We start from the raw sequence: 25,169 nt of genomic DNA on the forward strand, positions 1-25,169 counted from the left end.
TTAATATTGTTTGGCCTTTTTTAATTTCTCTTGTCTCGCTTCATATGCCCTTTGTATACTTTTCCGTTCCGAGACCTCTGCCACGCCAACATTCCACCAGGAGTCATAGCCATCCGTCATCGTTTTCGGCAGAACCTTCATTTCTATTAATGTAGATGCCGATTGTTTCTTTGCATCTTCCAATGCAGCTTTTAGCTCATCGACAGTATTGGCCCTGTAAGTTTTGGCTCCGTACCCTTCCGCCACTTTTGCGTAATCTATATTCATGACTTGGTTATCATGTGTTCTGAACTCACAGCAATATGTTCCGCTGCCATTCTCCATTTGCAGATTGTTGATGCAGCCAAAGCCTGAATTATCAAACAATAATATGTTGATTTTATGATTATATTGGATGGCTGTGATCAATTCCGAATGAAGCATCAGAAAACTGCCGTCCCCTACCATTGCATAGACTTCCCGGTCTGGATGGGCAAGCTTAGCTCCTAATGTTCCTGCAATTTCGTAGCCCATGCAGGAGAATCCATATTCAAGATGGTACGTGTTTGGCACGTTTGAATGCCAGAGTCGCTGCAAGTCACCCGGAAGTGATCCGGCTGAACCGACCACCACACTTTCCTGATCGACCGTATCGTTTATTGCGATCATCGCAGTGGATTGGGCCAATTCAGTTTTCAATGCATCCGAGTATTCATTCAAGACTTGCTGTGAAAACTGGCTTTTGATTTCAGGCATGAAATTTTCACGGCTGAAAGTGACTTGACTTAAACGGGTCCGTTCGGAAAGCCACTCCGCCTTCCATTCTCCAAGCATTTCCCCATATTCGGTTTCATAGCCCACTAGTAACGCTTCAAGGTTCTCGAGCGCCACTTTTGCATCGGCGACGACTTGAAATCCATCTAATTTATAGGTTTGAAGGCGGCTGACGTTAATGTTCAAAAACTTTGTCCTTTCAAAATCAAATGCAGTTTTGGAAGAAGTCGTAAAGTCCGTATAGCGGGTCCCGACACCAATTACGAGATCTGCCTGGCGGGCAGCCTTATTGGCAGCCATCGTACCGAGAATGCCGACTCCGCCCAAATTCTTAGGAAAAGATGATTCCACCGTCGATTTACCTGCCTGTGTTTCCACAAGTGGAATGTTATGCTTTTCCGCCAGCTTCATCAATATATCCCGAGCTCCGGAATATCTTGCTCCGCCACCGACGATGATGATCGGCTTCTTACTTGCTCTAATTCTATCGGCCGCTCCTTGCAGTTCCCGATCAACCGGAGCTTTCCGATCTAAATAATGGACGCGTTTTTCAAAAAAATGTTCATCGAAATCGAATGCTTCCCCTTCTACATCCTGTGAGATGCATATCGTCGCTGGCCCGGCTTTCCCGGGATCGGTCATCACCTCGAAGGCCCGGATCAGACTGGACATGAGCTGCTCAGGGCGAGTGACGCGATCCCAATATCTTGATACTGCAAGAAAAGCGTCATTTGTGGTGATGGCCGTACTATGCTCATGCTCAAGTTGCTGAAGAACCGGATCCGGCTGACGTGTCGCAAATGTATCAGCAGGAAGTAAGAGGACAGGAATATTGTTGGCAAGTGCAGTCCCCGCCGCAGCTATCAAGTTTGCCGAGCCTGGCCCGGCAGATGTAGTGACTGCATAAATTTTCCTTCGCAGCATTTCCCGGCTGTAGGCGATTGCTGCGTGTGCCATCCCTTGCTCATTCTTTCCTTGAATCACTTTCAAGTGGCCAGCGTCCTGTTCGAGTGCCTGACCAATACCAACGACATTCCCATGTCCGAATACATTAAATATACCTTCTACAAATGGAGACTCCTCACCATCAACATGAATGTACTGCTGATTTAAAAACTTGATTAATGCCTGGGCTGTAGTCAACCTCACTGTTCCCATCTTCAGTTCACCCCTCTATGTAGATAAATTCCTTACACGCGTTCGGCAATCAAACCTTCGATTTCTTCTGCAACGGGCATCGCCTCGGATGAGCTGTGCTTGCTTACTACTATGGAAGCGGAAGCACTGCCAAACTTCAAAGCGCTTTCAATCCCTTTGCCGCTCACTAACGCATATAAGAAAGCGGAAGCATATGAATCCCCTGCGCCGAATGTTTTCAATACTTTCGTTTTATAGGACTTCGCTTTAAAAACTTCGCCTGATTTGGTATAGGCATATGAACCCTCGACGCCATGTTTGATGACCACCAGGTCTGCGGAATGTTTAAACAAGTAACGGACGGTTTCTTCATTTGTACCTTTTTCGGTATTTTCCATTACATCATATTCATCACGCGTGCCAATCAAAATGTCTGATTGCTCTGCGACCAACGAATAGTAAACGGAGGTTTCTTCAATGGAACTCCATGTATAAGGACGGTAATCCAATTCAAATACGACTTTTACATCATTTCTTTTCGCAAGGCTGACGGCTTTTAAAACTGCCTCACGTGATGGGCTTTTTGCTAAAGCCGTCCCTGAAACCAATAGGATCTTTGATTTTTTGATATATTCTTCATCCACTTCCGAAGGTGCTAAATGAAGGTCGGCTACATTATCCCGATACATCAGGATACTGCATTCTTCAGGACTTTTAATTTCCGTGAAGGCGAGTCCCGTTTTATGCCCTTCTTGATCGATTACCATATTCGATGTATCAACACCTGCCTCACGCATATAACGCTCGATGAAACGGCCGTGCTGATCATCTGCAAGCTTACCGATGAATCCGACTTCCAAGCCTAATTTTGCACTTCCGATGGCAACATTGGCAGGTGAACCGCCCACGTATTTTGTGAATGTCATGGTCTCTTCCATCGGACGGTTATATTCATTGGCATTCAAGTCGATGCAGGCACGGCCTATGGCAATCAAGTCAAATTCCTTATCGATATTAAAAGTATAGTTCATCCGGTTAACAGCTCCTTTTCCTTTAACGATTCAGTATCCACTCATGATCGGGATCATTGTAGAATTTCCATGTCCTTGTCGGACCGGCCATGACATTCAAGTAATAAGATTCATAACCGTCAGGCACCCCTACCGGATGATAACCGGCCGGTACAAGTACGACATCACCGTTTTCGACGGACATGGTCTCATCGATCGAACGGTCATCTGTATATACTCGCTGAAATACGAATCCCTGAGGCGGGTTCATTTCATGATAATAGGACTCTTCCAATAATGACTCATTTGGTAAGTTATCCCGATCATGTTTATGCGGAGGATAGCTCGACCAGTTTCCACTTTCTGTATATACTTCAACCACCAGAAGGCTATTCGCATACGGAGCTGAATCCGGTAATATATTATGCACCATCCGCTTATTGTTCAAAATGCCCCTATGTTCCACGTCAACATCTCCCGCTTTAATCCATTTAGTCGGAAGCTGCTTATCAGAAGGTGAATAACACAGCGCCACTCTGGCCTTGGTTATCGCTTCCAATTCAAAACCTCTATCATTTGACACGTAAATGCTATCGGTCGGCACTTTATCAAAAACACTATCGCGTGTACCCAAATCATGGTATACATCTTCGCCTACAGCCACATTGATTTTTCCCGTAAGAGCGACAATGCAGCATTCTTTCTTGATTAGTAATTCTGAATATTCAGCACCCGGAGTCAACTCCACTATTTTAAATTCAACAAATTCTAAAGGGGAATTTCTTTTCGTAACCGCTTGAACGACTGTAACACCTTCAGCGACCTCTTGTTTTTCCGGTTTTTGAAGCAGTTTACTCATATGTACCTCCTTGTTTTTCAAAAAATCCGGCCCGTATCCAAACGGGCCATCTTGCAATGTCTTTTTCATTCTTATTTCACGTAGCGTGCAGTCACCATTTTTTTACGTGTATAGAACTCCACACCATCGGTTCCATTTGCATGCAGATCACCATAAAATGAATCTTTGTATCCAGAGAATGGGAAGAATGCCATGGGTGCAGGAACACCCACGTTAATGCCCAACATCCCGGCATGAATCGTTTCACGGAATTGGCGTACATCGGCAGCACTGTCCGTATAAAGGCAAGCCCCGTTTGCCAATGCTGAAGCATTGGCAATCTCAACGGCTTCCGTTAAATCTTTGGCGCGGACAACGGAGAGCACTGGTGCAAAAATTTCATCTTGCCAGATTTTCATTTCCTGCGTCACATGATCAAAAATCGTAGCCCCGAGGTAATATCCATTGCCGCTTGCTGCCTCGTCTTTACGACCATCGCGTACAAGGGTCGCACCTTGAGCTATTCCTGATTCGATGTAATCGATGGTCCTCTTCTTAGCCCCTTCCCGGATTACCGGTCCAAGAAAAACACCGTCATCCAGACCATTACCGATCGTAATGGCATCAGCTGCCTGTTTCAATTTTTCAACTAACTCGTCCGCTACACTTTCGTCTACAACAACAACCGCAGCGGCCATGCAACGCTCACCGGCCGAGCCAAAAGCCGCACTTGTTATTTCCTTGGCCGTCATATCAAGATTGGCATCTTTCAAGACAATCGAGTGATTCTTCGCTCCCGCAAGAGCCTGGACGCGCTTCAAGTTAGCCGTGCCTGTTTTATACACATATTCTGCCACTGGCTGTGAACCGACGAAGGAGATAGCTTTCACATCTTTATGCTCCAGAAGTCCATTAACCACGTCATGTGCTCCATTAACAATGTTCAGTACTCCTTTAGGAAGACCTGCTTCCTCAAACAGTTCAACAATGCGTGCAGCAAGCAAAGGTGTACGTTCAGATGGCTTTAACACGAATGTATTGCCACATGCGATCGCAAGAGGGAACATCCAGCAAGGGACCATCATCGGAAAGTTAAATGGGGTGATACCGCCGATTACACCAATTGGGTAGCGGTACATACCCGATTCAATGTTTGTCGCGATATCCGGAAGCTGTTTGCCCATCATCAGCGTAGGTGCACCAGCCGCAAACTCGACACACTCGATGCCCCGCTGAACTTCACCAATCGATTCCGATAAGCTTTTACCATTTTCGATAGTGACCAGTTTAGCAAGTTCTTCCCAATTATCCACAAGGAGCTGCTGATATTTGAACAATACCCGTGCCCGTTTCGGGACGGCAACCTGCGACCATTTTTTAAACGCCTCATTCGCCACTTGAACCGCACGATTCACATCTTCCCTAGTTGAAAGTGGCACCTCGGCAATCGCCTCACCAGTTGCAGGGTTGAACACGATTTCCGTTTCCTTTGAAGTGGATTCAATCCACTCACCATTTATATAATTTTTTAATTTTTTCACCTCATGTGTTACTGATGACATGTCTTTTCCTCCTTAAAATAAAGTAATTTGTTTAATCAATAAGCCATTTCTAAAAAGTATAGGTATCGACGCTAATGAAATCGATTTCATTTGACTTTTAAAGAAAATCCATCCAGGTTTCTTTCTAGGATCAATCAGTTTTTCTAGCTCAATCCCAATATCAAATCCATCAATGAAATCGATTTCATTTCTTATTCTGGAGTTCCACCTGAAGGAAAAAGGTAAAGACCAATCCAGGATAACGAATATCTAATCATCCTTAAACATGAAATAGTTCATCACTATTCGCATCAATTTCTGAATAAAGCTTGGATAATCGCGTTCCGGGATGAAATCGATTTCATTTACTTTATAAGGAAATACTACAATGAAATTTTCTCCCTGTAAACACTTTTTTGATTTTTTATAATATTCTTTCTTCTTTGCACTTCAATACATTGATGGCTATGGAAATGGGCTTCAATATTTAGTTAAAAGCATTTCCTGGGAGAATACCTCTTCGTCGTAATTGACATCCCAGCTAAGGCCGGTCTTGCTCCTATTTAAATTAACCACTACTTTAATGGTATTTTTAAATATTATTATTTATAAATCTAATTGACTTTACCATAGGAAATCCAGCTATCCTTAGAACTACATCCCTTATAAATTCATATATATAAACATAATAAACGACCTTCCTGCTCTCCCCTTTTCTTCACATTTCCGTCAATGTCCCATTCTAAAAAAACAAAAGATATTTTACTATATCAACAGAATAGGAATATATAACCTAATCCGTGATGAGTTCATCAACAAAAAAAGGCACCCATAATGGGAGCCTGAATTTTAGTGAAGGTAAGCTATTGTATGTGAACGGCAACCATTCCGCATCCCTATGCGCCTCGATAGTTGAGAAATGGGATATTCCACCCAGTAACTTAAGAAATATCTTTTCCATTGTACGGAAATTAAAACAGGATAGCTTATAGTCTGTTATTTCACTGCCTTTTTAATAGCTTTCACTTCATATAATGATCCTTCCGAACTGACGATATATTCAGGTTTTGGTTTCCCAAGGTTTGCTTTATGGCCTTCGATATGGGCTTCACTCTTTCCCATTGCTTCCAATGCGCCTCCGACTCCCAATTGATCATAACGATGACCTCTTCATCCCCGCGTCTCACTTTTTTCACCATTACACTTAAATCGATGAACCCTTCCTGCTTTTCTATGATCCCTTCCCCACCGAACCGTTTTACCACTTGTTCTGCATTACCTTCCTTAACCACCGTTTTTCTCATTTGAACGAACAATATGAACCCAATTCCAATCGATATACTTATAATCAATCATTTTAGTCGATAACGATTCTCATTGTCAATTATTGAGACTTTGACTTAAGGGCGCTACTTAAAACTCTAAATCCCAAAAACAAAATAAAAAATGAATCAGGAAGTTATGTAGATCTTCCTGATCCATTTTTTATTGTCATTTACCTTTTATCTTTAAGACTTTTGGGAACATAGTCATTCAGTTTGTTAAATAAAGAAGTAATGTAGGAGCTGAGTTCGAATCGATCCTCCTGAACAAATTCAACTAACGACACTCCATTCTTTTTCATATCTTTTCCCCCTTTTATTTTTTAATCCCGGTGCATAAATTTTCAGCCACTAATACTTGTGAATCCCGCCATTAGCGTACTTAATATCTTCTCTCCATCGGTTTCTTTATTTGATTATACAAGAAAGCGCTTACAATGTGAAATATTATAATACCATAGATTGCTATTTACTTAGAATGTTCCAGATAAATAAAGTTTCATCTTCATCATATTTATATTATCAAGCTGTGCTGGCTTTTAGGTGTACTTTCTATATCATAACTACTTGTCTTGTTCACAGTGTATAAAATCTCAGGAAATGCCCTTCAATATTTCAGTTAAACGTATGAACTCTTCCTTATCCCGATTCTTTAACGAGTCATCGATTTCTTTTTCGATTTGTGCTTTCCGGTAATCACTAAGGGCCTTTTTCAAAACCATTTCAGCCATCTCTTCAGGTTCAAGCGATGTTCCTGGCAATTGCTTCTCCATACGAAACCAACTCCTTAACCTTTTTTCTATTATACTAAATAACTTGGAGATTATTATTATTTATTAAAAACTTATCCTTTCCTCTTTTTTATTTCCTTATCCACATGATTTCCACTTTGCCACTCTTCTATACATAAAAAATAGTTAAAACTTTTCCATTTCATTTCGCTTAAGTCATTTTATCCGAGATGGTCGAATCGCTTATTTCCATTACTTTAGAATTAATTATATTCCAATACAGGTGATGGAAGCTAAGATATTCGCTTCATTTTTTCAGAAAAGTCAGAAATATATTGACCGATATGGATAAGCTCTCTAAAATAATCTAAATAATCCAGTTTTTTACTTATATTCATTAACCATCATTTTTGTTCATTTCGTCTTTATTTATTGTTGAAAACAATTTTGATGAAAAACTATGCATTAAAGGAGCATTTTCCATGAAAAAAAGTCGAGTTCTTTTCGCTAGTTTAGCTGGTTCCGTTATTGAGTGGTATGATTTCTATTTATACGGTACAGCAACGGGCCTAGTTTTTACAACTCTATTCTTCCCAAATCATGATCCTGCCATTTCACTTCTTCTCGCCTTTGTCACTTTCGGGGCTGGTTACGCAGCCCGTCCAATCGGAAGTATCCTATTCGGTCATATGGGTGATCGCATCGGACGGAAGGCTGCACTCATGTTCACCCTTATTGGTATGGGAGGGAGTTCAATGCTTATCGGTGTTCTGCCCACATATGCCCAGGTTGGGTTGGCCGCCCCAGCCATCTTGGTGGTGCTGAGGTTGATTCAAGGAATTTCCTTGGGAGGTGAATGGGGTGGAGCCATCCTATTGGCAACGGAATCTGCTCCAAAGGGTGTCCGTGGGTTATATGGATCCATTCCCCAACTAGGGGTCCCCATCGGTTTGGTTGCCGGTTCGTTCAGCCTAACCCTTATAAGTTCCTTGACAACCGATGCCCAATTTTTATCTTGGGGTTGGCGGATTCCATTCCTTTTAAGCGGTGTACTGATCGCATTGGCAATCTGGGTAAGGAGTGGCATTGAAGAAACGCCTGAATTCCAGCAGCAGAAAGATAGCGGTGATCTTGCGAAAGTTCCCATTATTGAAACCTTGAAACACGATTGGAGAAGTGTGCTGCAAGTGATCGGACTAAAAATTGGCGACGGGTTCTTCAATGTATTCATCATGTCCTATGTTCTCGTCTTTACTACAATGTATTTTGGTTATTCACAAGATTCAGCCCTTACCGGGTTAACGATTGGCTGTGCTACAATGCTAATTACCATTCCTGTCATTGGTTACATTTCTGATTTTATCGATCGAAAAATCATCTATTTTGGAGGACTGATTCTCCTTTTCGTCTTGGCCATCCCATATTTCACAATGATTGGGCAAGGGGTCGGCTGGTTCTACTTTATGCAGGCAGTTGTGCTCGGCGTCATCTGGGGAGCCATTTTTTCTACACAAGGAACATTATTTTCGGAGCTCTTTCCAGCAAAGGTCCGTTATACTGGATTATCCGTCGGTTATCAGGTCGCAGCAGCCATTGCAGGTTTCGGTCCGCTCATCTGGACCACCATGGCTGAATCATATGGCCCATCCCCTTTGGTATTTGGCGGATTCATGATGGCAGGTCTCGCAATTTCCCTGGCGCTTTGTATATTATCACCTTATTTCAGCAGAAGGATCGTAAAGGATCAAACACTCAAACCACAAGATCTGGATTTGAACTAATTCTAAATCCCTAGCTAAAATAATAACAGAGGCTGCACGTCCTATCACTTGGACAAGCTGCCTCTGTTTTTTAGAATGTGGATAACTCTCTAAACTTCCTTACTTCCAATAATCTCCAAAAGATCAGTCAGCTTCCGGATTTCATAGGTGGGCTTGATTCCCAGATTATTACCCTTTTGCTGGGGATTGTACCAGCAGGTATCCATTCCATAATTCAATCCGCCCTGTATATCTGATGTCAAGGAGTCACCCACTATCAACGCTTTCGATTTATCTGTAATCTTTAATTTGGAAAATGCATAATCAAAAATCCCTCTATCAGGCTTCTGAAACCCAGCCTCTTGGGAAACTATCAAAGTTTCAAAAGTATTGCAAAGGGGTGACCCCCCGATTCTTGCTGTCTGCACTGTCGTGAAGCCATTTGTTATAATAGCCAGCCGGCATCCTCCAAGCTTCTCGCAAACCTCTACAGCACCGGGCATTAGGTGTATTTCCTTTCCCAAATGTCCCAGATACGCACGGCTGAACACATCCGCATCGATATCAAGCCCATGCTTGAGGAACAACCGCTTGAACCTTTCCACTCCCAGATTTGATAAATCTATAAGCCCCTGTTCCAAATCTCTCCATAATTCCTCACTGATTTCTTGATAGCAACCCGCATAATCCTTCACCCCTGTGGGCAAACCGAACTCTAAAAAGACTTCATGCAGTGCCTTTTTTTCCGATATTCCAAAGTCTAGCAATGTATCATCAACATCAAATAAGATAATCTCGTATTTCATCGCTGCCTCCATAATCATAATGAACATCATCTGTATTACTATTAATAGTATCATTAGAATCGGAATGAAGATCCACTTCTTAATGAACACTTTGTTATTAATGGCCATTATTCGAACAATTGAGACAATCCCTTTTGTAAAGCTTCTTTTCAGGAAGGGGCTCTTTTTGTTCAGGATCTTTATTTTGTTTTCCCATCGTTAGACCTATTTCGGCTTGAAGACCCTTCATACGCAGAACTTCCCCTTTGCAGGAAAATCTCTTATTTTTATGATCCAACTATTTTTTCGCCTCTCGGCTTTGTACTATTTGAATCCGGTTCTCTTGTGATGCCAATTTTATTGAATTGATCATTAATGGACAGTTTGTAAGTCAACGATCCTGTGCCGGTTTCATCAGGCTTGAAAGTTCCTGCATTTGTCCGTTTTCCATCTTTCAGCAACCACACCTGATACACCTCGGACTCTTTAAGGCTAGGCAAATTCTGAATCTGAACGATTAACCTCCTATCTTCACCTTGCTGCAAAATGTATGCTTCTCCATCCGTATTCATCTTTACAGCCGTCTTATCAGCGGGCTGCAAAGATAGTGACGTTTTAACCTCCATTGGCAGATTGATGGCCGCAAGTTCTTTTTTTAGTTGAATATTGGAATACAGCAGCACAAACGCCAAAACTAGTGTTGCCAGCAAGAGACCCGAAGTTACAGGGGTAAACTGCCTAAAGAAAAAACTGCTCCAATTCTTTTCCTTGCGCACCGGAACTTGATCATTAGGTTCAAAAACAAAATTCATAACCTCTGATTTCAGAGAAGAAGAAGGTTCCATTTCTTCGAAATCCCATTTCAATGAATTCCAGGCTTCCGTCATTTGTTCATACTCCTTAGTGCATTCAGAGCATTGAATTAAGTGTTCCGCGAATGCCTTTTTTTCTTTTTCTCCCAGTTCACCAGATAAAAATGAAAGCAGGTTGGCGCACTCTGTATTCATTTACAAACCACCTACTTCCAAGTACTTTTTCAACTGTTTGAGCGACTGATGAAGCCTACTCTTGATGGTACCTATCGGTTCGTTTTCAATTTTGGCGATTTCCGTTAGCGAATACCCTTTCCAATACAGTAAATCAATCAGTCTTTTTTGCGGCTTGCTTAACTTACTTTTTGCATTGGCAATTTCACTGGATAACAGCCCATTTTCTATATCATTATTCGGATCTTCCATGTCAATTGGATGGTTCATGTCCATTTGTTTGTTATTACGAATATGTACACTGTCTTTACGGACATAATCCACACACACATTCCTTGTAACGGTCAAAAGCCAGCTTATAAAGTGCCCCTTTTCGGAATTATAAGTGCTTTTTGTGGTCCAGAGCTTTAAAAAGACCAACTGCACAATCTCTTTTGTTTTTTCAGCATTTCCATTTGTGAATTTAAAAATAAAACCATAGATTAATTTAATATGCCGGTCATAAAGTTCTTCCAGAGCAGGACGGTGCTTTTTCATTACTAATGCCATCAATTCCTTATCAGGTTTTTCTTTCAATCGCACCTGCAACTCCTCACCAAGTAAATTTGGAAAACGAATAACAGGAACGACCCCCAGTGGTCGTTCCCTTTTTTCTTATTTTGGAAAAGCCGTCTCATTATTTACAATATACCAAACATTTTTCACACCTTCACCATTGACATCTCCCGCTACCTTATCATTCACGAAATAGTAGAGTGGAAATCCTTTGTACGTTACCTGCTCTTCCCCTGTATCTTCCCTTTTAATGGTTCCAAAGTCTTTTTTCTCAAATCCTTTAGGGACAGCAAAATCGCTTTCCATGAACGGCGGCCATTTTTCCAGACAATCACCCATGCAATTGCTTTTTCCTGATTTATCATTCTTGAAAAAGTAAAGTGTCATTCCCTTGGAATCAGCCAAGTATTCGCCTGTTGGTTCACTTTCCAATAATTTTAGGGTTACTGCTTTTTCATCGGCTGTTCCACTAACCACTTGATCATTTTGTGTTGAATCATTAGCTTCATTTCCGCATGCCGCCAAAACTAGGACCATCATAAAAACTGAAAATACCATCCACTTTTTCATAAACTCTCACTCCTCGTCAATTTACTTCCATCCCCATTTTTGAAATACTTGATGGGATTCTTCCGTTTTAAGATAATCAATGAATTGTTTTGCCTTTTTCTTGTTTTCACTCTTACTTGTTATGCTTACCGGGGTTCCTCTATAGAGCTTATCTTCCTCAGGGAGTTGAACCAGGTCCGTCACATCAGCCAGACGGTAATGCCAGGATTCATATGTAATCCAGGCATCTAATTTAGAATTTGCCTTCCATAGATCAATAGCTTCTGCACTGGACTTCACTGAAATGTCAATATTCCTGCTAATTCCAGGAATAAGTCCTTTTCTTCCAGCCAAATCTTCCCATAGCCCCAGTTGCCCGGCTCCATTAACATCTACAATCTTTACGCCCTTCTTCGTTAAATCCTCCAATGACTGTATATTCTTTGGGTTTCCTTTTCTAACCAGAATTCCAGCTGACCGTGTATACAATTCTGTACGATTTTTTTCATCGAGGACCTCCGGATGATCATGCATAAATTCTGTTAGCATATATTCGGACCCTCCGTAAATGATATCCGCATCCTGTTTGGCTTGATCAATCCATTTTTCTTCGGGTCCCGCTGTTACTTCAACTTTTATCCCCGTTTCTTTGGTGAATTGTTCCGCCACTTCCTTAATAGGTCCAAGAGGTCCACCTGGTCCATATACTTTTACGACGTCGTTGACAGCTTGCCCCCGTTTCGAACCCATTTCCGGTGAAAATCCTAACAAGACTACCATCAGTGATATCCACCCAACAAAAATGACCTTTTTCACGTCTTTCTTCTCTCCCTTCTAAAAAAACCTTTGTACTATAGATAACGGGACAAACCCCAAAACGGTTTGAAAAAATTGTTAATTATTTTTATCCTGCTGCCAAAAACATTTGATGATCTTCAGCTTTTCTCTTTTTTCTCAACAAAAACACCCCATTCTAAAAAGTATCTTTTTTCGAATGGGGCATGGCATTAATTAATTACTTGGAAAAGTAAAATTTGTTTTATTTTCGGTTCTTTGGATTCAGGCCAACTAGTGTAGGACAAACATACTCTTTCAATTCTCTTAAACCAAGTGACAGAAAAGGTTAGCTTGAATTGCTTCCCTTTCTCTGTCTATTTCTTTTACCCACAGCTATCACCAACAATAACAGAGGAATCAACGTTTGCATCAAAATTCCATGAAAAGGGAAGGCGATGATATCATATCGACTGACATCCATAGAGCTAGGATACGACCAAAAGCTGAATTCTACAATCAAAATCCCTATCGGCCATACAACAGGACGATAGTCAGAGAGATTCAGCCACTGCGCGGTACCCAAAGCAGCCGCATAATAAAACACAGAAATCTTGACAAACGCTCCTACTATCCATACGGCCATGATGGCGGACTCCAAATGTTCAAAAAAGTCGGCCAAACTGATGTACCGAGATACATTCATCAAGGGATAATTCTTTGTGGCTGTTGTTGATCCGAGTACAAAAAGAACGATAAGATTCACCACAACTAATGTCATCATCACGGCAAACACAGTCATCATCCCATATTTCATTCCTTTTTTCATATCCGCTAAAAAAGGGAGGAGAAAAATCATCAGAAAAAACTCGCTGAACCATCCACCTGGTACAATCGAACCCTTGATTGGAGGCATAATTCCATTCCCCAATATCGGGAATATATTCTTAAATTCAAGATCAGGGCCCAGTAAGATAATTAAGATGAGGATTGGAATGATAAAAACGGGAACAAACAATTGGGCAGCTCTCCCCATCACCTCTATCCCTCCGCGTACGATAAAGGCACAGAGGAGTATCATCGATGCCATGATCACGCTAATCGGGGTTTTGACCAGAAAAGAGTCGACAATATATTCTCCGTAACTTCTTAGGATTTGCCCTGTAATCGGGATATAAAAAAACAAGAATAAAAAACCGAGAATTTTCCCCGGAATCCGACCGATGATCTGTTCACTGAATTGGATAACCGTTTGTTTCGGATAAAGTTTGTGCAGTTTATAAGTGATATACACCGTCGCATACCCGATGAGAGACGCCAAAATGGGGGAAAGCCATAAATCAGTTTTGGCATATTTCGCTGTGATGCTTGGAACACCGAGAACAGCCGTTGCCACAATCGTTGGATACATCATGAATGCCATCTGTAGAGATGAAATTTTACCTTTCTCCATCATCTTCCTCCTTTCTGTGATAGTATGTAAATTTGAAATCACGTAGCCCACTGATAGATTTACTTTTTTATAAACTCTTCAAACGGCTAAAAAAAGAGATGTAATCCATTCAGTTGGTCCTGCCCTCTACGTGAGTACGAACATGGATAGCACCTTTTCGATAGGATATTTAGGATAAAAAATGCCCAGTCAGCTGGTTTCGGTTCCTTCACGATTTCTTTTCCTTACAACAGCAATCACCAACAATAACAGAGGAATAATCGTTTGCATCAAAATACTTTGTAAAGGGAAGACGTTGATATCATTACGACTGACATCCACAGAGCTAGGCAACGACCACAAACTGAATATGACAATCAAAATCCCTATCGGCCATACAACAGGACGATAGTCGGAGAGATTCAGCCACTGCGCTGTTCCTAAAGCAGATGCATAATAAAAAACGGCAATTTTCACAAACGCCCCCACTATCCATACCGCCATGGCGGCGGATTCTACATGTTCAAAAAAGTCGGCCAAACTGATGTATCGAGATGCATTCATCAGGGGGTAAAGCTTTGTGGATGTGGTTGACCCAAGTACAAAAAGAACCGTAAGATTCACCACAATTAACGTCATCATCACGGCAAACACAGACTTCATACCGGATTTCATCCCTTTTTTCATATCCGCCAAAAAAGGAAGAAGAAAAATGATCAGGAAAAACTCGCTGAACCATCCCCCCGGTACAATCGCACCCTTGATTGGGGGCATTATACCATCCGCCAATACCGGGAATATATTCTTGAATTCAAGATCAGGAATCAGCAAGATGATTAAGATAAAGATTGGAAAAATGAAAACAGGTACAAACAATTCAGCAGCTCGCCCCAACACTTCTATTCCCCCGCGTACGATGAACGCACACAGAAGCACCATCGATGCCATGATCACACTAATCGGGGTACGTACCAGAAAAGAGCCGACAATAAATTCTGCGTATCCTCTAAGGATTAGCCCCGTGTTCTGGATATAAAAAAACAAGAGTAAAAAACCGAAAATTTTCCCCGGAATCCGACCAATGATCTTTTCAGTGAATTGGATCACCGTTTGTTGTGGATAAAGTTGGTGCAGTTTATAAGCGATATACACCGTAAGATACCCTATGAGCGCAGCAAAAATGGGGGACAGCCATAAATCAGTTTTGGCATATTTCGCTGTGATGCTCGGAACCCCGATAATAGCCGTTGCCACAATCGTCGGATACATCATGAATGCCATCTGTAATGATGAAATTTTCCCTTTCTCCATCTGCTTCCCCCTTTCTTTAATAGTATGAATTTAATCCCGCAACACCCACTAATAGACTCACTTTTCCATAAACTCTCCAAATGGCCTGAAAAAAGCTTCGATCCATTGAGTGGGTCCTGACATCTGTGGGAGATTGAACATGGACAGAACCAAGCCAGTGAGGAGCAGTGTAAGAAATGCCATTTTATCTTTCTTAGGATTTTGTTTCATTTTCGGCCATTCAAACAAAATGATTAAAGCTACAATCACGGTTGTACACAAAAAAGTCCCCCATCTCACTTGTCCTTCACCTCTTTCTCAGACAAACCCGCCGGTTTGTTAATATAGCCCTGTCTTCGAATATGGGCCGCAACATCGATTTCCACTTCCATTTCCGCAAATATCTCATCCCAGTGGTTATCGACCTTATTAAACTGTTTAGGATATTTCCGATAGAAATCTTTACCTAACCCTAAAATGTCCGCTTTCTTATGCTGAGTATTCAGAAAAGCCATCTCGATGCGTTTTTCTATATCTTTTTGAAATGCTCGTTCTGCAGCTTTTAAAGACTTAGGATTTGAAAGGTTTAAATTCGTTCCATTTTGTATAACAGCTCCATCTGTATTTACCTTCACCAATATTTTCCATTTTTCATTGATAATTTGCGGAATGATCTTGACTTTGGCTGACACTGGACTTAAAGATATCTTCCCTTTCATCCCTTTGGGTTTTATGGTCACGGTATATGATTCCACTTCATCCCTTAACCACAATAGCCCTCTTGTTTCTTTTTCCGTCATCATCCCAGTCATTTTATCTTTTTTGAACACGGCTGTTCCGAAAATGTAAGGAATCCCCTGTAATTTCGTTTGCCCTTTCGCCGGCGGTAAAATTTTAACGAATGGAAGTGCGGCCGCTTGAGGTATACCCGTTAACATTTCATCTAAATCCTGTAGTGTGACCAGCATCCCAATATGTAAATCAGATAGTTCTCTAAGCACTTCCCCTGAATAGTTTTCCAGGGGTGGCAAAGATTCAAGAATAGGCTTCGCTTTCCCTTTGCTGACATACACATTTGCTTTCTCTCTTGGCTGCGGATGGCGCAGCAAAAAATCCAGCTGCTCTTGAATTCCTTCCTTCGCTAACTTTTCACCGAATACAAATACTTTACAATGTCCCCAAAATACTTTTCGCGGAAGCTTGCTTTGAAGCTTGGACAATGCATCTGAAATATTGGAGCCTTTTTCATATCTCACCAATGTCGTAACCGCACCCCCTCCTTGACTGGCCCCTCCTCCTTGACCGCCGCCTCCACTACTTATTGAACTTGGAATAAAGACTTGGACGGATAGTTCGATTTGATTATTATCCTTCTTATCGATGGCGGCTGCTGTGACAATCGCCAAATCAGTGATTTCTGTTCGATCCCAACAACCGCTTAGAAAAGGGGTCGTTCCACTAATACCGAGCAAAAGAAGGACGCTTTTCATGAAATGACGCCTCTTTACTTTCTCCAATATCCTTGTTTGCCTCCAGCCATTATTCACTCCGTTTCACTCCCCCTTTTTGGATTTGGTACCTGTTCCGGCGCTTGACGGTATACATTAGAATCCCCTGTGAGACGCGGGCGTGTATCCATCTTCCACCAAGGAGCTCTCCACAGCACATCTTTCAGCTCTTGACCTTTTAACGGTGCCAGTGGCGATAAGTATGGAACGCCGAAGGAACGCAAGCTGCATAAGTGAATGGCTATAGCAATAAGTCCCATCATGATACCAAGCAGTCCTAATGTACCAGCAAGCAGCATCATTGGAAAACGCAGCATCCGGAAAGCAATTCCGGCAATATAACGAGGCATCATAAAAGAAGCGATTCCCGTAATCGCAACTACAATGACCATTGGTGCTGAAACCAACCCCGCTTGTACGGAAGCTTGACCAATCACCAGCGCTCCAACAATGCTGACAGCAGAACCTACCTGCTTCGGCAATCGAACCCCTGCCTCTCTTAATGCTTCAAAGGTAATTTCCATAGCCAATGCCTCTACTATTGCAGGAAAAGGGACCGATTCCCGGGATGCCGCGCTGCTTAGCAGGAGTGCGGTTGGGACTGCCTCATGATGGAACGTCAAAATAGCAACATATAGGGACGGAAGCAAAAGAGATAATCCCATAAAAATATAACGTAACCAACGGATAAAAGTGCCTGCCATAAAACGTTGAGCATAATCCTCTTGTGATTGAATCAAAGAAAAGAAGGATATTGGTGCAATTAAAGTAAAAGGGGTTCCTTCTACAAGAATGACAGCCCGTCCCTCCAGCAAGCTAGAACAGGCTACATCCGGCCGTTCTGTCGACATGATCTGAGGAAAAGGTGAATACGGATTGTCCTCAATCATTTCCTCGATGTACTCGCTTTCTAAAATACCGTCTATTTTAATTCGTTCCAACCGAGTTGTAATTTCTTCAATCAGTGTTTTATCCGCAAGTCCATCAATATAAGCAATTGAAACATTCGTCCTGGTATAAGTTCCAATCTTCATCGATTGTATTTTAAGGGCAGGACTTTTAATAATACGTCGCAATTGGGACGTATTTACCTCTAGAGATTCAATAAATCCCTCTCGTGACCCCCTAACTCCCCCCTCTGCCACAGGTTCTTCAATCGCCCGCTTTTCCCATTTGGACAATCCTAAAGAAAATCCATCGCTTTCCCCTTCATATAGAAGGATCGGGTTTCCAGAGGAAATCGATTCAATGCAATCCGCCAACATATTCACTTTTACCACTTTAGGAACGGGCATCTTATGTTCAATAAACTCATTTAATGGTTGTGGTTCTTTTGATGACTCTTGCATGAGTGGAGATAGCACATATTGCTCTATCGCCTCGATGTCTGAGAGTCCCGCAATGTAAATAAGCATCGCCCGCGTCTTTCCGAAAAGTAAGAACGAACGGAACATGACATCCGAGCAATTATCATAAACAGAACGAAGTGTTTCTACATTTTGACTGAAATTCGCATCAAGTGAATCTGCAGGCTTAGAATCTAGGTAATCATTTTGTATCAGTGGTTTTTTTTCTTTCTTTTTTCTTAACAATTTGCCTATATTACGAATCAAGCTGGTTACCCCCATTTTTTTGCAGGTCGCTCTAACTCCATTTTTCTATGTTTCTTCATTAAGGGTATTTTATACAGAAAATCCTGAGCTTAACATGAACTTATTTTTCATTTAAGCAGTATTAAAGGGGAATACAAAAGAGGCTATGTTAAAGGTTGATATTGAATAAACCATATTCATATGTGATATCCTGTTTGTAATTAATGACAAAGGGGTATATCAAAGACCGAGGCTGCACATTGGCGGATAGTACATGTATTTGTACAGATACACGCACGACGTGCAATAAGAGGGTTTCTAAAAAATTTAAAAGAATGGGTAATCGATTTAAATACCTCTGCTTTTTTATCTTTTTATATAGGTTTCATGGGCAATCAGACTAAAACATTAGAAGATAAGGAGATTCTATGTCATTCTTAATCACATTGCTCGGATTATTGGTGTCCACAATAATCGCTACAATATTAAATTCCATATGGCCTCGTATTCCACTTCCGATTTATCAGATATCCATGGGAGCAGTGCTTTCATTATTACCATTTCACTTATCGTTCGATTTTCATTCAGAATTATTTATGATCTGTGTTATTGCTCCGTTACTCTTTACAGAAGGAAAAAATAAGTCCCGTAAAGAAATGCTTGAATTGCGTAAGCCTATTCTGTTATTGGCCTTTGGGTTAGTATTTGTGACCGTTTTTGCAGGAGGTTTTTTCATCCACTGGTTAATACCTGATATGCCGATGGCTGTTGCTTTTGCTTTAGCAGCCACAATTACCCCTACGGATGCTGTAGCGGTACAATCGATTACAAAAGGATTGAAATTACCCGGAAATATGATGCCTATCCTTGAGGGTGAATCACTTTTCAATGATGCTGCTGGAATCGTTGCTTTTAAAGTTGCCCTGGCAGCTGCCTTAACAGGAGTATTTTCTATAAAAGATGCTTCGCTTAATTTTATTTTTGTAGCTTTAGGCGGTATCTTCATAGGTATCCTATTGGGCTACTTGATCGTTAAATTACGATTAATTTTACGGGTTCGTGGACTTGAAGAAATCTCCATGTCTATTGTTATTGAGCTGATCACGCCTTTTGTCATTTATATGGTGGCTGAAGAATTCCATGTTTCCGGAATCTTGGCAGTGGTTACCGCAGGTGTGATTCATGGCATCGAGCGGGATCGCCTTCAGAGTTCCACAACTAAATTGCAAATTGTATCAACTAATACTTGGTCTGTATTAGGTTATGTTTTGAATGGACTTGTATTTGCTTTGTTAGGATTTATGTTGCCGAGTGTTTATCAGGAAATTGAGTCCAACTTAAATAGGGGTAATCTTTTTGGGATAAGTGTTTTGATTGTTCTTTTATTATTGGTGATCCGTTTTATTTGGGTATACATTCTGCATGATACTTTTACGAAAAACAGAGTGAATCCATTAGAGCAATTCATTATGTCCAGAGTTCACCCAGAAGATAGCAAAGACATCGATGATGAGAATGTTTCAAGATCACGATTTGCATTTTTGACATCCATTTGCGGCATTCATGGAACCATTACATTAGCTACCGCTTTATCCATACCATATTTTATGCCTGATGACACTTTATTCCCGATGCGTAATACAGTCTTGTTTATCGCAGCTTGCGTTATATTGTTAAGCGTCACATTGGCTACGGTTCTCTTGCCATTACTGGTAAAGACACCGATTGAATTCAAAGATGAACGCCTCACCTCTGAGGAGGCTTATAAAATTGTTTTAAATAAAACGATCAATCAGCTGAGCAAAGAAGCAACCATGGATAATCAGAAAGCTGTCCATCAAGTAATGGAAGATTTGAATGAACAACTGATAGATTTGGAACGGGGAATAACGAATAGACCGGATAATCAGACAATACGCGATTTAGTGGAGCTAGGGGCCAATAAGGAATTGGAGGTCGTTTCCGGATTAGTCGAAAAAGGGAATATATCTGAAACAGCCTTTGAACTTTATAAAGTATATATTTCAAGAACCTTAAACTATATGCAAAAATCTTCGCTGAAAAGGGCTTGGATCAATTTGCAGGCCATTCTTTTCAAGAAAAAGATCAATGTCAAATGGGATAAGAAATGGGAAGCAAAATTAGAGGACTCCATCGTTAAAAATGCGGACCTGATCCGGGAGTTCCGTAAAGCACAAAAAGAAGCTTCAAAGGAAGCCATTTCATTGATCAAACAACAAACTACACCTAAAAACCGTCATGAAGTCATGCTTGTCATTCAGAGATATAATCGTTATTTGAATCCATTCGGAACATTAAGTGAAAAAGAAGCAAATCGCTTTGAAGAGATGGTGAGTCATTTTCAGTTGAATGCGATGCAAATCGAACGTGATATCATTCAGCAGATGGTTGAAGAGGAGCAAATATCCATGCAAACGGCAACTGAGCTTAGACAAAACTTAATCTATGATGAAATGCTCATGATACAAAATTGATTAAATATAATATAAAGAGACACCGTTCAAATAGGGAGCGGTGTCGTTTAAGTAAATGAACATTTAAATCTAACTGATCAATCCCTTGTACATCCCCCATCAATTTCCTCGCTTATCTAATCCATCATTCAATATCTTCACTTGATAGCGGAAATAAAGATAGAAAATAACCCAGATAATCACATAGAATGGAATGAATATCCCAATGCCTATCGCTAACCCTTTTAAGCTGAAGGGAATCCAGCCAACAAAAAAAGATAATAGGAAGTAAAGTATGCTGACAGTCAGGAAGTGCATAATGGTTTGAGATAATAAACTCCATTTTTCCATTTCAAATAAGATGGTCGCCGTGCTGAAGAACCAGCCACATAATAAGCAGCCAATCGCGTTTTTCACAAATATTTCACTGTCTAATGCAGTGGCCTCCCCAAATCCGATTACTCCAAAACACGTCAGCACCATCACTAGTGCTCCAAAGCAAATCCCAACAAAGCTACGGAATAATAGTGTTTTCATCATAATCCCTTCCTTTTCCATTGAAATGCTTTCTTGATTCCTTGAACATAGTGCCGAGAAACATATTCTTTTTCCCCTGATCGGAAATACACACATAAGGTCCCGTTGAAAGATGCTTCGAATCTGCTTAACTCATTTAAATTGGCAATCACTGACTTTGACAATCGCACAAACTGATTACCTGGAAGATCCATTTCCAGTTCATATAATCTTTCTTTCATTTCGAAAGTCCCCTGTTTCGTCCGCCCCATTATGGAATCTTGCTCTGTGAACAAACAGATAATTTCTTCTGCGCGGAAGACATGCTGCATTTCTCCTTTCCTGCCAACAAAATACGGTCTTTTCCTCTCTTTCAAGCGCTCCATCAGTTCCTGCACTTCCTCATTCCATTCATGATTGCGGATAAGCACCTCTATCGCCTTTACCTCCTCATCTATCTCTACGTTTATTTTCATCTCTGTGGCCTCCCTTTGCTTATAGTGTAAGTATATTGATATTTTTGACAATTCGCTTGTGATTTCCGGCTACATGTAACTTTACAGTGATAACATGCTTGAAATGGATACTCAGATACACTAAATAACCGTCCAAATAATTGGACGGCCCTTTGATACACAAAATCTACTTTTGAATGCGTTTACAGTAATTAAGATCACTCTTTGCTTGTAAAAGTACTTGGCATCACCACAGCGATTACCTCTCCACGGGCGCAAAGTTTATCGATAGCAAATACTTCTGTTTCGATTCTCCATTTCTTAGGATGAACCTCATGAATCGTCCCAACGGCTATTAATGGCACATCATTAGGGGTTGGCTTGACGAACTCAACTTTCAGTGAAGCTGTCACAAACCTTGGAGGCTCCACTCCATCCCCAACTTCATGCCCATTTTTACGATGTAAGGCCAATGAAGCCGAACCTGTTCCATGACAATCAATTAATGATGCAATCAAGCCGCCATAAACAAAGCCTGGAATCGCGATATGTTCTGGGCTTGGTGTATAAATTGTCCTTGTGTGCGCTCCTTGCCAACCTGTTCGAAAATGATGACCATCTTTATTTAAACGACCACATCCATAACACCATGCAAATGCATCTGGATAATCATCTTGAATCGCTTTTAGCACTTTCTCCTCCATCGTATCTCCTCCATCTTTTTCAGAATATTATAACACTATCAAAGGATAATGGGTCTATTTGGATAATAGCCGAAATGTTAGTTTTTTTTTTATTTCCCTGATTCTTTATTGAGTTCACGTCCATGTTTTAATTATGATAGACTGTGAAAATGCTGCTCCTTTTCTACGATTTAAATGACAAATGCCCCCGTACGCTAGATAGCGTTCAGGGGCTTTCATTTGACTAAGTATCGATCGGATGTATTTTTTTGTCTACTAATTCAATTGCAGGAAAGCCTTTCCCTTCTTATTAAAAGTTAAGCCTTTTTCTTAAATCCCAATACTTGAATGTCATTTTACCCATTTTCGACTTCGAAAGTGAATCGTATTTACGTCCAAGTGCCAGGTTTTGTTTTTCTAACTTAGTAATTTGTTTAAGTTGAATGGCGTTCAGTTTTTTTAATTGCTTTACTTCTTTAACAAGTTCTTTATTTTTCCCTTTCATATCATATTTTTCTTTTTCAACAATTACCCGTTCTATCATTGGAATTTCCAGGTTCTTTGGTTTTAATTTAGGAGTGCCATTGGTTTCAGATCCTATGGTTTTTAAATATGCCATGTTATTTTGGAAATTCCGTTCAAAGTTTCCATAACTATGGATGTGGAGGAAGGTAAAACAACCTGCTTTTTCTGCTTGAATGATTTGACCGAATTCAGACAGTTTAAAAATTTTTCCGACCCGTTTTAATTCTTCAGGTGTGTTTTTGACAATATAGGTGAAAACATCTTCAACATTAAAATCTGCAGGCAATTTTTTCACCTGATTTGATGGTGCATGCTTATTCAGTTCATCAAAGTCATCTTCATCAATATAAAAATGCCTATTTCCACTTTGATTCATATAATCCGTTATACGTCCGCTCCATAATAGCCCTTGCAATTTTTTTAATGCTTCAGTAAACAAAAACTGCCTGCTGACTTGATACATCCGTTTTGCCGCAAACTCATATATATCCTTATTACATAGTGCTAATTTGACTGCGTCACGGAAATCCTTCTCTGTAACAGCATATAAGGGGTAATCTTCGCCAAAAAGCTTAATATGCATTTTGGTTGGATTCATTATTACAGCCTTCCTTAAAATTCCGTACTCCAATAGCTTTGTGGACAGTTCCAGACTGCTGTCCATTGCCTCACTTCTCCAGGTTATCCCAATATCACTGTTCACGATTAATTGTTGGGCATTCTCCCTTGTCATTGCCCCGTACCATGTAAGTCCTTCCGTATTTTTAAGGAGGTATGCCGCTTCTTCCTTAAACTGAGAATCATCTTTAACCCATTTGAATTTATCGCCCGCAATATCAAGTGTTAGATTCGGAATCTCGCGTTTTAATTCTTTAAAAGCAGTAATGATCGGAATGGTCTTCCAATCGGGGTCGAATTTGCCTGTATATACAAGTTTGTTTTTTAACCGGGTCTCCCCTCCCGCTGATTCAACGTTTGGTATCATCGGAGTAAGCAGGGAAACTTTGTTTTTTTCTTTATTGAGATTAAGAATCTCAATTACAAATTCACACATCTCTTCTGTTTGACATAAGAAATACGCACACTGATCATATATATTTTTGATGCTCTCAAATTTTTCTTCATTAACATCCTGCCCTATGTGGGTCAAGCCTGTAGCATAAACTAATGTATTATTTATGATATGTTTATGCCTTGCTATTTTTTCCACAGTCTCTATGCTTCTGACAAATAGCCAGTCATATTCATTTTGACTCCAGTAATGAGAAATGAGCATTTCAGCAATATCAAAATTAATGACACCTTTCTTTACCCATTCATCATCGGTGGCATTAAAAAAAGGATCAACAAAAGGATTGAGAATGGTTATATTATCAAATTTCTCAAGAGGTTGAATTAAGATATCGCGTTTTACCGGGCTAGCTAAAAGTAAATCAACCTCGATGTTAGGGTCTAACGCAATAGTAGATGCTAAGGAAGATAAAAATACTGCAGATCCATCCATTGAATTCATGTCAATAAAGCCAAATAAAAGTACCTTCATTTTTCTGTTTTCTGCTAGTTCATGTGAATTCAAAGTTTTCACTCCAATGACTGAAATCTGATATGAATTTTTATTTCTTTATTTGTTCCTTAATTGATGATTTAAGTGCAAGATATTTTAACGTGAATTTCCCAACATATGTAACATTGAATTTGTGTTCCAATAACTTAAGTCTTCGTATCTCTTTGTTTAGCTTAATATTTTCTTGTTGGGATCCCTTACTTTTTTCTAATTCTTCTCGCAATATATTATTTTCTTTTGTAACCTTCTCGATAATGTTTTGTTTTTCAGTGCTATTGCCCTCTATGAGCTCCAATGTCATGGACATCATGTCTTTCATTTGTAATTCAAGTTCCTCATACATAGTTTTCCAATATTCGTTTCGTTCGTCCATATTGAAAAAACTCCCC

24 protein-coding genes and 1 pseudogene are annotated in these 25,169 nt (G+C 40.5%); 2 read left to right on the forward strand and 23 right to left on the reverse strand.

Going from position 1 to position 25,169, the window contains the following annotated elements:
• The 7 genes and pseudogenes from iolD to QUF94_RS22705 all read right to left on the reverse strand — a co-directional run bounded on the left by iolD (position 1) and on the right by QUF94_RS22705 (position 7,374).
• Complete coding sequence (iolD, locus tag QUF94_RS22675; protein WP_289317832.1) at positions 1-1,911, reverse strand: 3D-(3,5/4)-trihydroxycyclohexane-1,2-dione acylhydrolase (decyclizing); 1,911 nt, start codon at positions 1,909-1,911, stop codon at positions 1-3.
• A gap of 32 nt (positions 1,912-1,943) precedes the next feature.
• Positions 1,944-2,921 (reverse strand): 5-dehydro-2-deoxygluconokinase, encoded by a 978-nt coding sequence (iolC, locus tag QUF94_RS22680; protein WP_289317833.1) that lies wholly within the window; start codon positions 2,919-2,921, stop codon positions 1,944-1,946.
• A gap of 22 nt (positions 2,922-2,943) precedes the next feature.
• Positions 2,944-3,759 carry a 5-deoxy-glucuronate isomerase gene (gene iolB, locus QUF94_RS22685; RefSeq protein ID WP_289317834.1) on the reverse strand — a complete coding sequence of 272 codons (816 nt, stop codon included), beginning with the start codon at positions 3,757-3,759 and terminating at the stop codon, positions 2,944-2,946.
• 71 nt (positions 3,760-3,830) lie between these two features.
• Positions 3,831-5,300, reverse strand: a complete 1,470-nt coding sequence (locus QUF94_RS22690) for a CoA-acylating methylmalonate-semialdehyde dehydrogenase (protein WP_289317835.1) — start codon at positions 5,298-5,300, stop codon at positions 3,831-3,833.
• Between the two features lie 975 nt (positions 5,301-6,275).
• Positions 6,276-6,595: pseudogene (locus QUF94_RS22695) on the reverse strand (antibiotic biosynthesis monooxygenase).
• Between the two features lie 179 nt (positions 6,596-6,774).
• Positions 6,775-6,903: a hypothetical protein gene (locus QUF94_RS22700; protein ID WP_260359184.1), complete on the reverse strand. Its 129-nt coding sequence runs from the start codon at positions 6,901-6,903 to the stop codon at positions 6,775-6,777.
• A 291-nt stretch (positions 6,904-7,194) separates the two neighbouring features.
• Positions 7,195-7,374, reverse strand: coding sequence for an IDEAL domain-containing protein (locus tag QUF94_RS22705; RefSeq protein ID WP_289317836.1), 180 nt, complete (start codon positions 7,372-7,374; stop codon positions 7,195-7,197).
• Between the two features lie 440 nt (positions 7,375-7,814).
• Between QUF94_RS22705 and QUF94_RS22710 the strand changes: the two genes are divergently transcribed.
• Entirely contained in the window at positions 7,815-9,113 is a 1,299-nt protein-coding gene (locus QUF94_RS22710) for an MFS transporter (protein ID WP_289317837.1), read from the forward strand.
• Positions 9,114-9,202: 89 nt separating this feature from the next.
• Here the strand turns inward: QUF94_RS22710 and QUF94_RS22715 are convergent, their stop codons facing one another.
• The 11 genes from QUF94_RS22715 to QUF94_RS22765 form a co-directional block, all read right to left on the reverse strand.
• Positions 9,203-9,898, reverse strand: a complete 696-nt coding sequence (locus tag QUF94_RS22715) for a YjjG family noncanonical pyrimidine nucleotidase (RefSeq protein WP_289317838.1) — start codon at positions 9,896-9,898, stop codon at positions 9,203-9,205.
• Positions 9,899-9,995: 97 nt separating this feature from the next.
• Positions 9,996-10,127, reverse strand: a complete 132-nt coding sequence (locus tag QUF94_RS22720) for a hypothetical protein (protein ID WP_289317839.1) — start codon at positions 10,125-10,127, stop codon at positions 9,996-9,998.
• Between the two features lie 37 nt (positions 10,128-10,164).
• A complete protein-coding gene (locus QUF94_RS22725; protein WP_289317840.1) occupies positions 10,165-10,884 on the reverse strand; it encodes an anti-sigma factor in 720 nt (239 codons plus the stop codon).
• Positions 10,885-11,439, reverse strand: a complete 555-nt coding sequence (locus tag QUF94_RS22730) for an RNA polymerase sigma factor (protein WP_289318478.1) — start codon at positions 11,437-11,439, stop codon at positions 10,885-10,887.
• A gap of 78 nt (positions 11,440-11,517) precedes the next feature.
• A complete protein-coding gene (locus QUF94_RS22735; protein WP_289317841.1) occupies positions 11,518-11,988 on the reverse strand; it encodes a COG4315 family predicted lipoprotein in 471 nt (156 codons plus the stop codon).
• A gap of 21 nt (positions 11,989-12,009) precedes the next feature.
• On the reverse strand, positions 12,010-12,747 hold the full coding sequence (locus QUF94_RS22740) for an extracellular solute-binding protein (RefSeq protein WP_483313695.1): 738 nt from the start codon (positions 12,745-12,747) through the stop codon (positions 12,010-12,012).
• Positions 12,748-13,090: 343 nt separating this feature from the next.
• Positions 13,091-14,194 carry a GerAB/ArcD/ProY family transporter gene (locus QUF94_RS22745; RefSeq protein ID WP_289317843.1) on the reverse strand — a complete coding sequence of 368 codons (1,104 nt, stop codon included), beginning with the start codon at positions 14,192-14,194 and terminating at the stop codon, positions 13,091-13,093.
• A 189-nt stretch (positions 14,195-14,383) separates the two neighbouring features.
• Positions 14,384-15,484 (reverse strand): GerAB/ArcD/ProY family transporter, encoded by a 1,101-nt coding sequence (locus QUF94_RS22750; RefSeq protein ID WP_289317844.1) that lies wholly within the window; start codon positions 15,482-15,484, stop codon positions 14,384-14,386.
• Positions 15,485-15,541: 57 nt separating this feature from the next.
• Positions 15,542-15,745 carry a hypothetical protein gene (locus tag QUF94_RS22755; RefSeq protein WP_202315416.1) on the reverse strand — a complete coding sequence of 68 codons (204 nt, stop codon included), beginning with the start codon at positions 15,743-15,745 and terminating at the stop codon, positions 15,542-15,544.
• A gap of 14 nt (positions 15,746-15,759) precedes the next feature.
• Positions 15,760-17,010: a Ger(x)C family spore germination protein gene (locus QUF94_RS22760; RefSeq protein WP_289317845.1), complete on the reverse strand. Its 1,251-nt coding sequence runs from the start codon at positions 17,008-17,010 to the stop codon at positions 15,760-15,762.
• Complete coding sequence (locus tag QUF94_RS22765; RefSeq protein WP_483313671.1) at positions 17,007-18,599, reverse strand: spore germination protein; 1,593 nt, start codon at positions 18,597-18,599, stop codon at positions 17,007-17,009. Before QUF94_RS22765 ends, QUF94_RS22760 begins: the two co-directional genes overlap by 4 nt.
• A 392-nt stretch (positions 18,600-18,991) precedes the next feature.
• On the opposite strand from QUF94_RS22765, the gene QUF94_RS22770 reads away from it, so the two are divergent.
• A complete protein-coding gene (locus tag QUF94_RS22770) occupies positions 18,992-21,058 on the forward strand; it encodes a Na+/H+ antiporter (RefSeq protein WP_289317847.1) in 2,067 nt (688 codons plus the stop codon).
• Positions 21,059-21,157: 99 nt separating this feature from the next.
• Here QUF94_RS22770 and QUF94_RS22775 read toward each other — a convergent pair whose 3' ends face one another.
• The 5 genes from QUF94_RS22775 to QUF94_RS22795 form a co-directional block, all read right to left on the reverse strand.
• Positions 21,158-21,574 carry a DUF3021 domain-containing protein gene (locus tag QUF94_RS22775; protein WP_289317848.1) on the reverse strand — a complete coding sequence of 139 codons (417 nt, stop codon included), beginning with the start codon at positions 21,572-21,574 and terminating at the stop codon, positions 21,158-21,160.
• Positions 21,574-22,029 carry a LytTR family DNA-binding domain-containing protein gene (locus tag QUF94_RS22780; RefSeq protein WP_289317849.1) on the reverse strand — a complete coding sequence of 152 codons (456 nt, stop codon included), beginning with the start codon at positions 22,027-22,029 and terminating at the stop codon, positions 21,574-21,576. The genes QUF94_RS22775 and QUF94_RS22780 overlap by 1 nt, the downstream gene beginning before the upstream one ends.
• A gap of 197 nt (positions 22,030-22,226) precedes the next feature.
• Positions 22,227-22,712 carry a PaaI family thioesterase gene (locus tag QUF94_RS22785; RefSeq protein WP_289317850.1) on the reverse strand — a complete coding sequence of 162 codons (486 nt, stop codon included), beginning with the start codon at positions 22,710-22,712 and terminating at the stop codon, positions 22,227-22,229.
• A 289-nt stretch (positions 22,713-23,001) separates the two neighbouring features.
• On the reverse strand, positions 23,002-24,792 hold the full coding sequence (locus tag QUF94_RS22790) for a glycosyltransferase family protein (RefSeq protein ID WP_289317851.1): 1,791 nt from the start codon (positions 24,790-24,792) through the stop codon (positions 23,002-23,004).
• A gap of 37 nt (positions 24,793-24,829) precedes the next feature.
• Positions 24,830-25,153 carry a hypothetical protein gene (locus QUF94_RS22795; RefSeq protein ID WP_289317852.1) on the reverse strand — a complete coding sequence of 108 codons (324 nt, stop codon included), beginning with the start codon at positions 25,151-25,153 and terminating at the stop codon, positions 24,830-24,832.
• Positions 25,154-25,169 lie beyond the last annotated feature (16 nt).

This window comes from Peribacillus sp. NJ4, assembly GCF_030348345.1.
GTDB lineage: Bacteria > Bacillota > Bacilli > Bacillales > DSM-1321 > Peribacillus.

What these genes read in the sequence shown, in the direction of transcription:
- QUF94_RS22765 (WP_483313671.1), bottom strand. Translation starts at nt 18,599, where the DNA reads ATGGGGGTAACCAGCTTGATTCGTAATATAGGCAAATTGTTAAGAAAA.
- QUF94_RS22720 (WP_289317839.1), bottom strand. Translation starts at nt 10,127, where the DNA reads ATGAAGGGTCTTCAAGCCGAAATAGGTCTAACGATGGGAAAACAAAAT.
- QUF94_RS22770 (WP_289317847.1), top strand. Translation starts at nt 18,992, where the DNA reads ATGTCATTCTTAATCACATTGCTCGGATTATTGGTGTCCACAATAATC.
- QUF94_RS22690 (WP_289317835.1), bottom strand. Translation starts at nt 5,300, where the DNA reads ATGTCATCAGTAACACATGAGGTGAAAAAATTAAAAAATTATATAAAT.
- iolD (WP_289317832.1), bottom strand. Translation starts at nt 1,911, where the DNA reads ATGGGAACAGTGAGGTTGACTACAGCCCAGGCATTAATCAAGTTTTTA.
- QUF94_RS22775 (WP_289317848.1), bottom strand. Translation starts at nt 21,574, where the DNA reads ATGAAAACACTATTATTCCGTAGCTTTGTTGGGATTTGCTTTGGAGCA.
- QUF94_RS22740 (WP_483313695.1), bottom strand. Translation starts at nt 12,747, where the DNA reads ATGGTAGTCTTGTTAGGATTTTCACCGGAAATGGGTTCGAAACGGGGG.
- QUF94_RS22785 (WP_289317850.1), bottom strand. Translation starts at nt 22,712, where the DNA reads ATGGAGGAGAAAGTGCTAAAAGCGATTCAAGATGATTATCCAGATGCA.
- iolB (WP_289317834.1), bottom strand. Translation starts at nt 3,759, where the DNA reads ATGAGTAAACTGCTTCAAAAACCGGAAAAACAAGAGGTCGCTGAAGGT.
- QUF94_RS22795 (WP_289317852.1), bottom strand. Translation starts at nt 25,153, where the DNA reads ATGGACGAACGAAACGAATATTGGAAAACTATGTATGAGGAACTTGAA.
- QUF94_RS22750 (WP_289317844.1), bottom strand. Translation starts at nt 15,484, where the DNA reads ATGGAGAAAGGGAAAATTTCATCATTACAGATGGCATTCATGATGTAT.
- QUF94_RS22715 (WP_289317838.1), bottom strand. Translation starts at nt 9,898, where the DNA reads ATGAAATACGAGATTATCTTATTTGATGTTGATGATACATTGCTAGAC.
- QUF94_RS22710 (WP_289317837.1), top strand. Translation starts at nt 7,815, where the DNA reads ATGAAAAAAAGTCGAGTTCTTTTCGCTAGTTTAGCTGGTTCCGTTATT.
- QUF94_RS22725 (WP_289317840.1), bottom strand. Translation starts at nt 10,884, where the DNA reads ATGAATACAGAGTGCGCCAACCTGCTTTCATTTTTATCTGGTGAACTG.
- QUF94_RS22705 (WP_289317836.1), bottom strand. Translation starts at nt 7,374, where the DNA reads ATGGAGAAGCAATTGCCAGGAACATCGCTTGAACCTGAAGAGATGGCT.
- iolC (WP_289317833.1), bottom strand. Translation starts at nt 2,921, where the DNA reads ATGAACTATACTTTTAATATCGATAAGGAATTTGACTTGATTGCCATA.
- QUF94_RS22735 (WP_289317841.1), bottom strand. Translation starts at nt 11,988, where the DNA reads ATGAAAAAGTGGATGGTATTTTCAGTTTTTATGATGGTCCTAGTTTTG.
- QUF94_RS22745 (WP_289317843.1), bottom strand. Translation starts at nt 14,194, where the DNA reads ATGGAGAAAGGTAAAATTTCATCTCTACAGATGGCATTCATGATGTAT.
- QUF94_RS22700 (WP_260359184.1), bottom strand. Translation starts at nt 6,903, where the DNA reads ATGAAAAAGAATGGAGTGTCGTTAGTTGAATTTGTTCAGGAGGATCGA.
- QUF94_RS22780 (WP_289317849.1), bottom strand. Translation starts at nt 22,029, where the DNA reads ATGAAAATAAACGTAGAGATAGATGAGGAGGTAAAGGCGATAGAGGTG.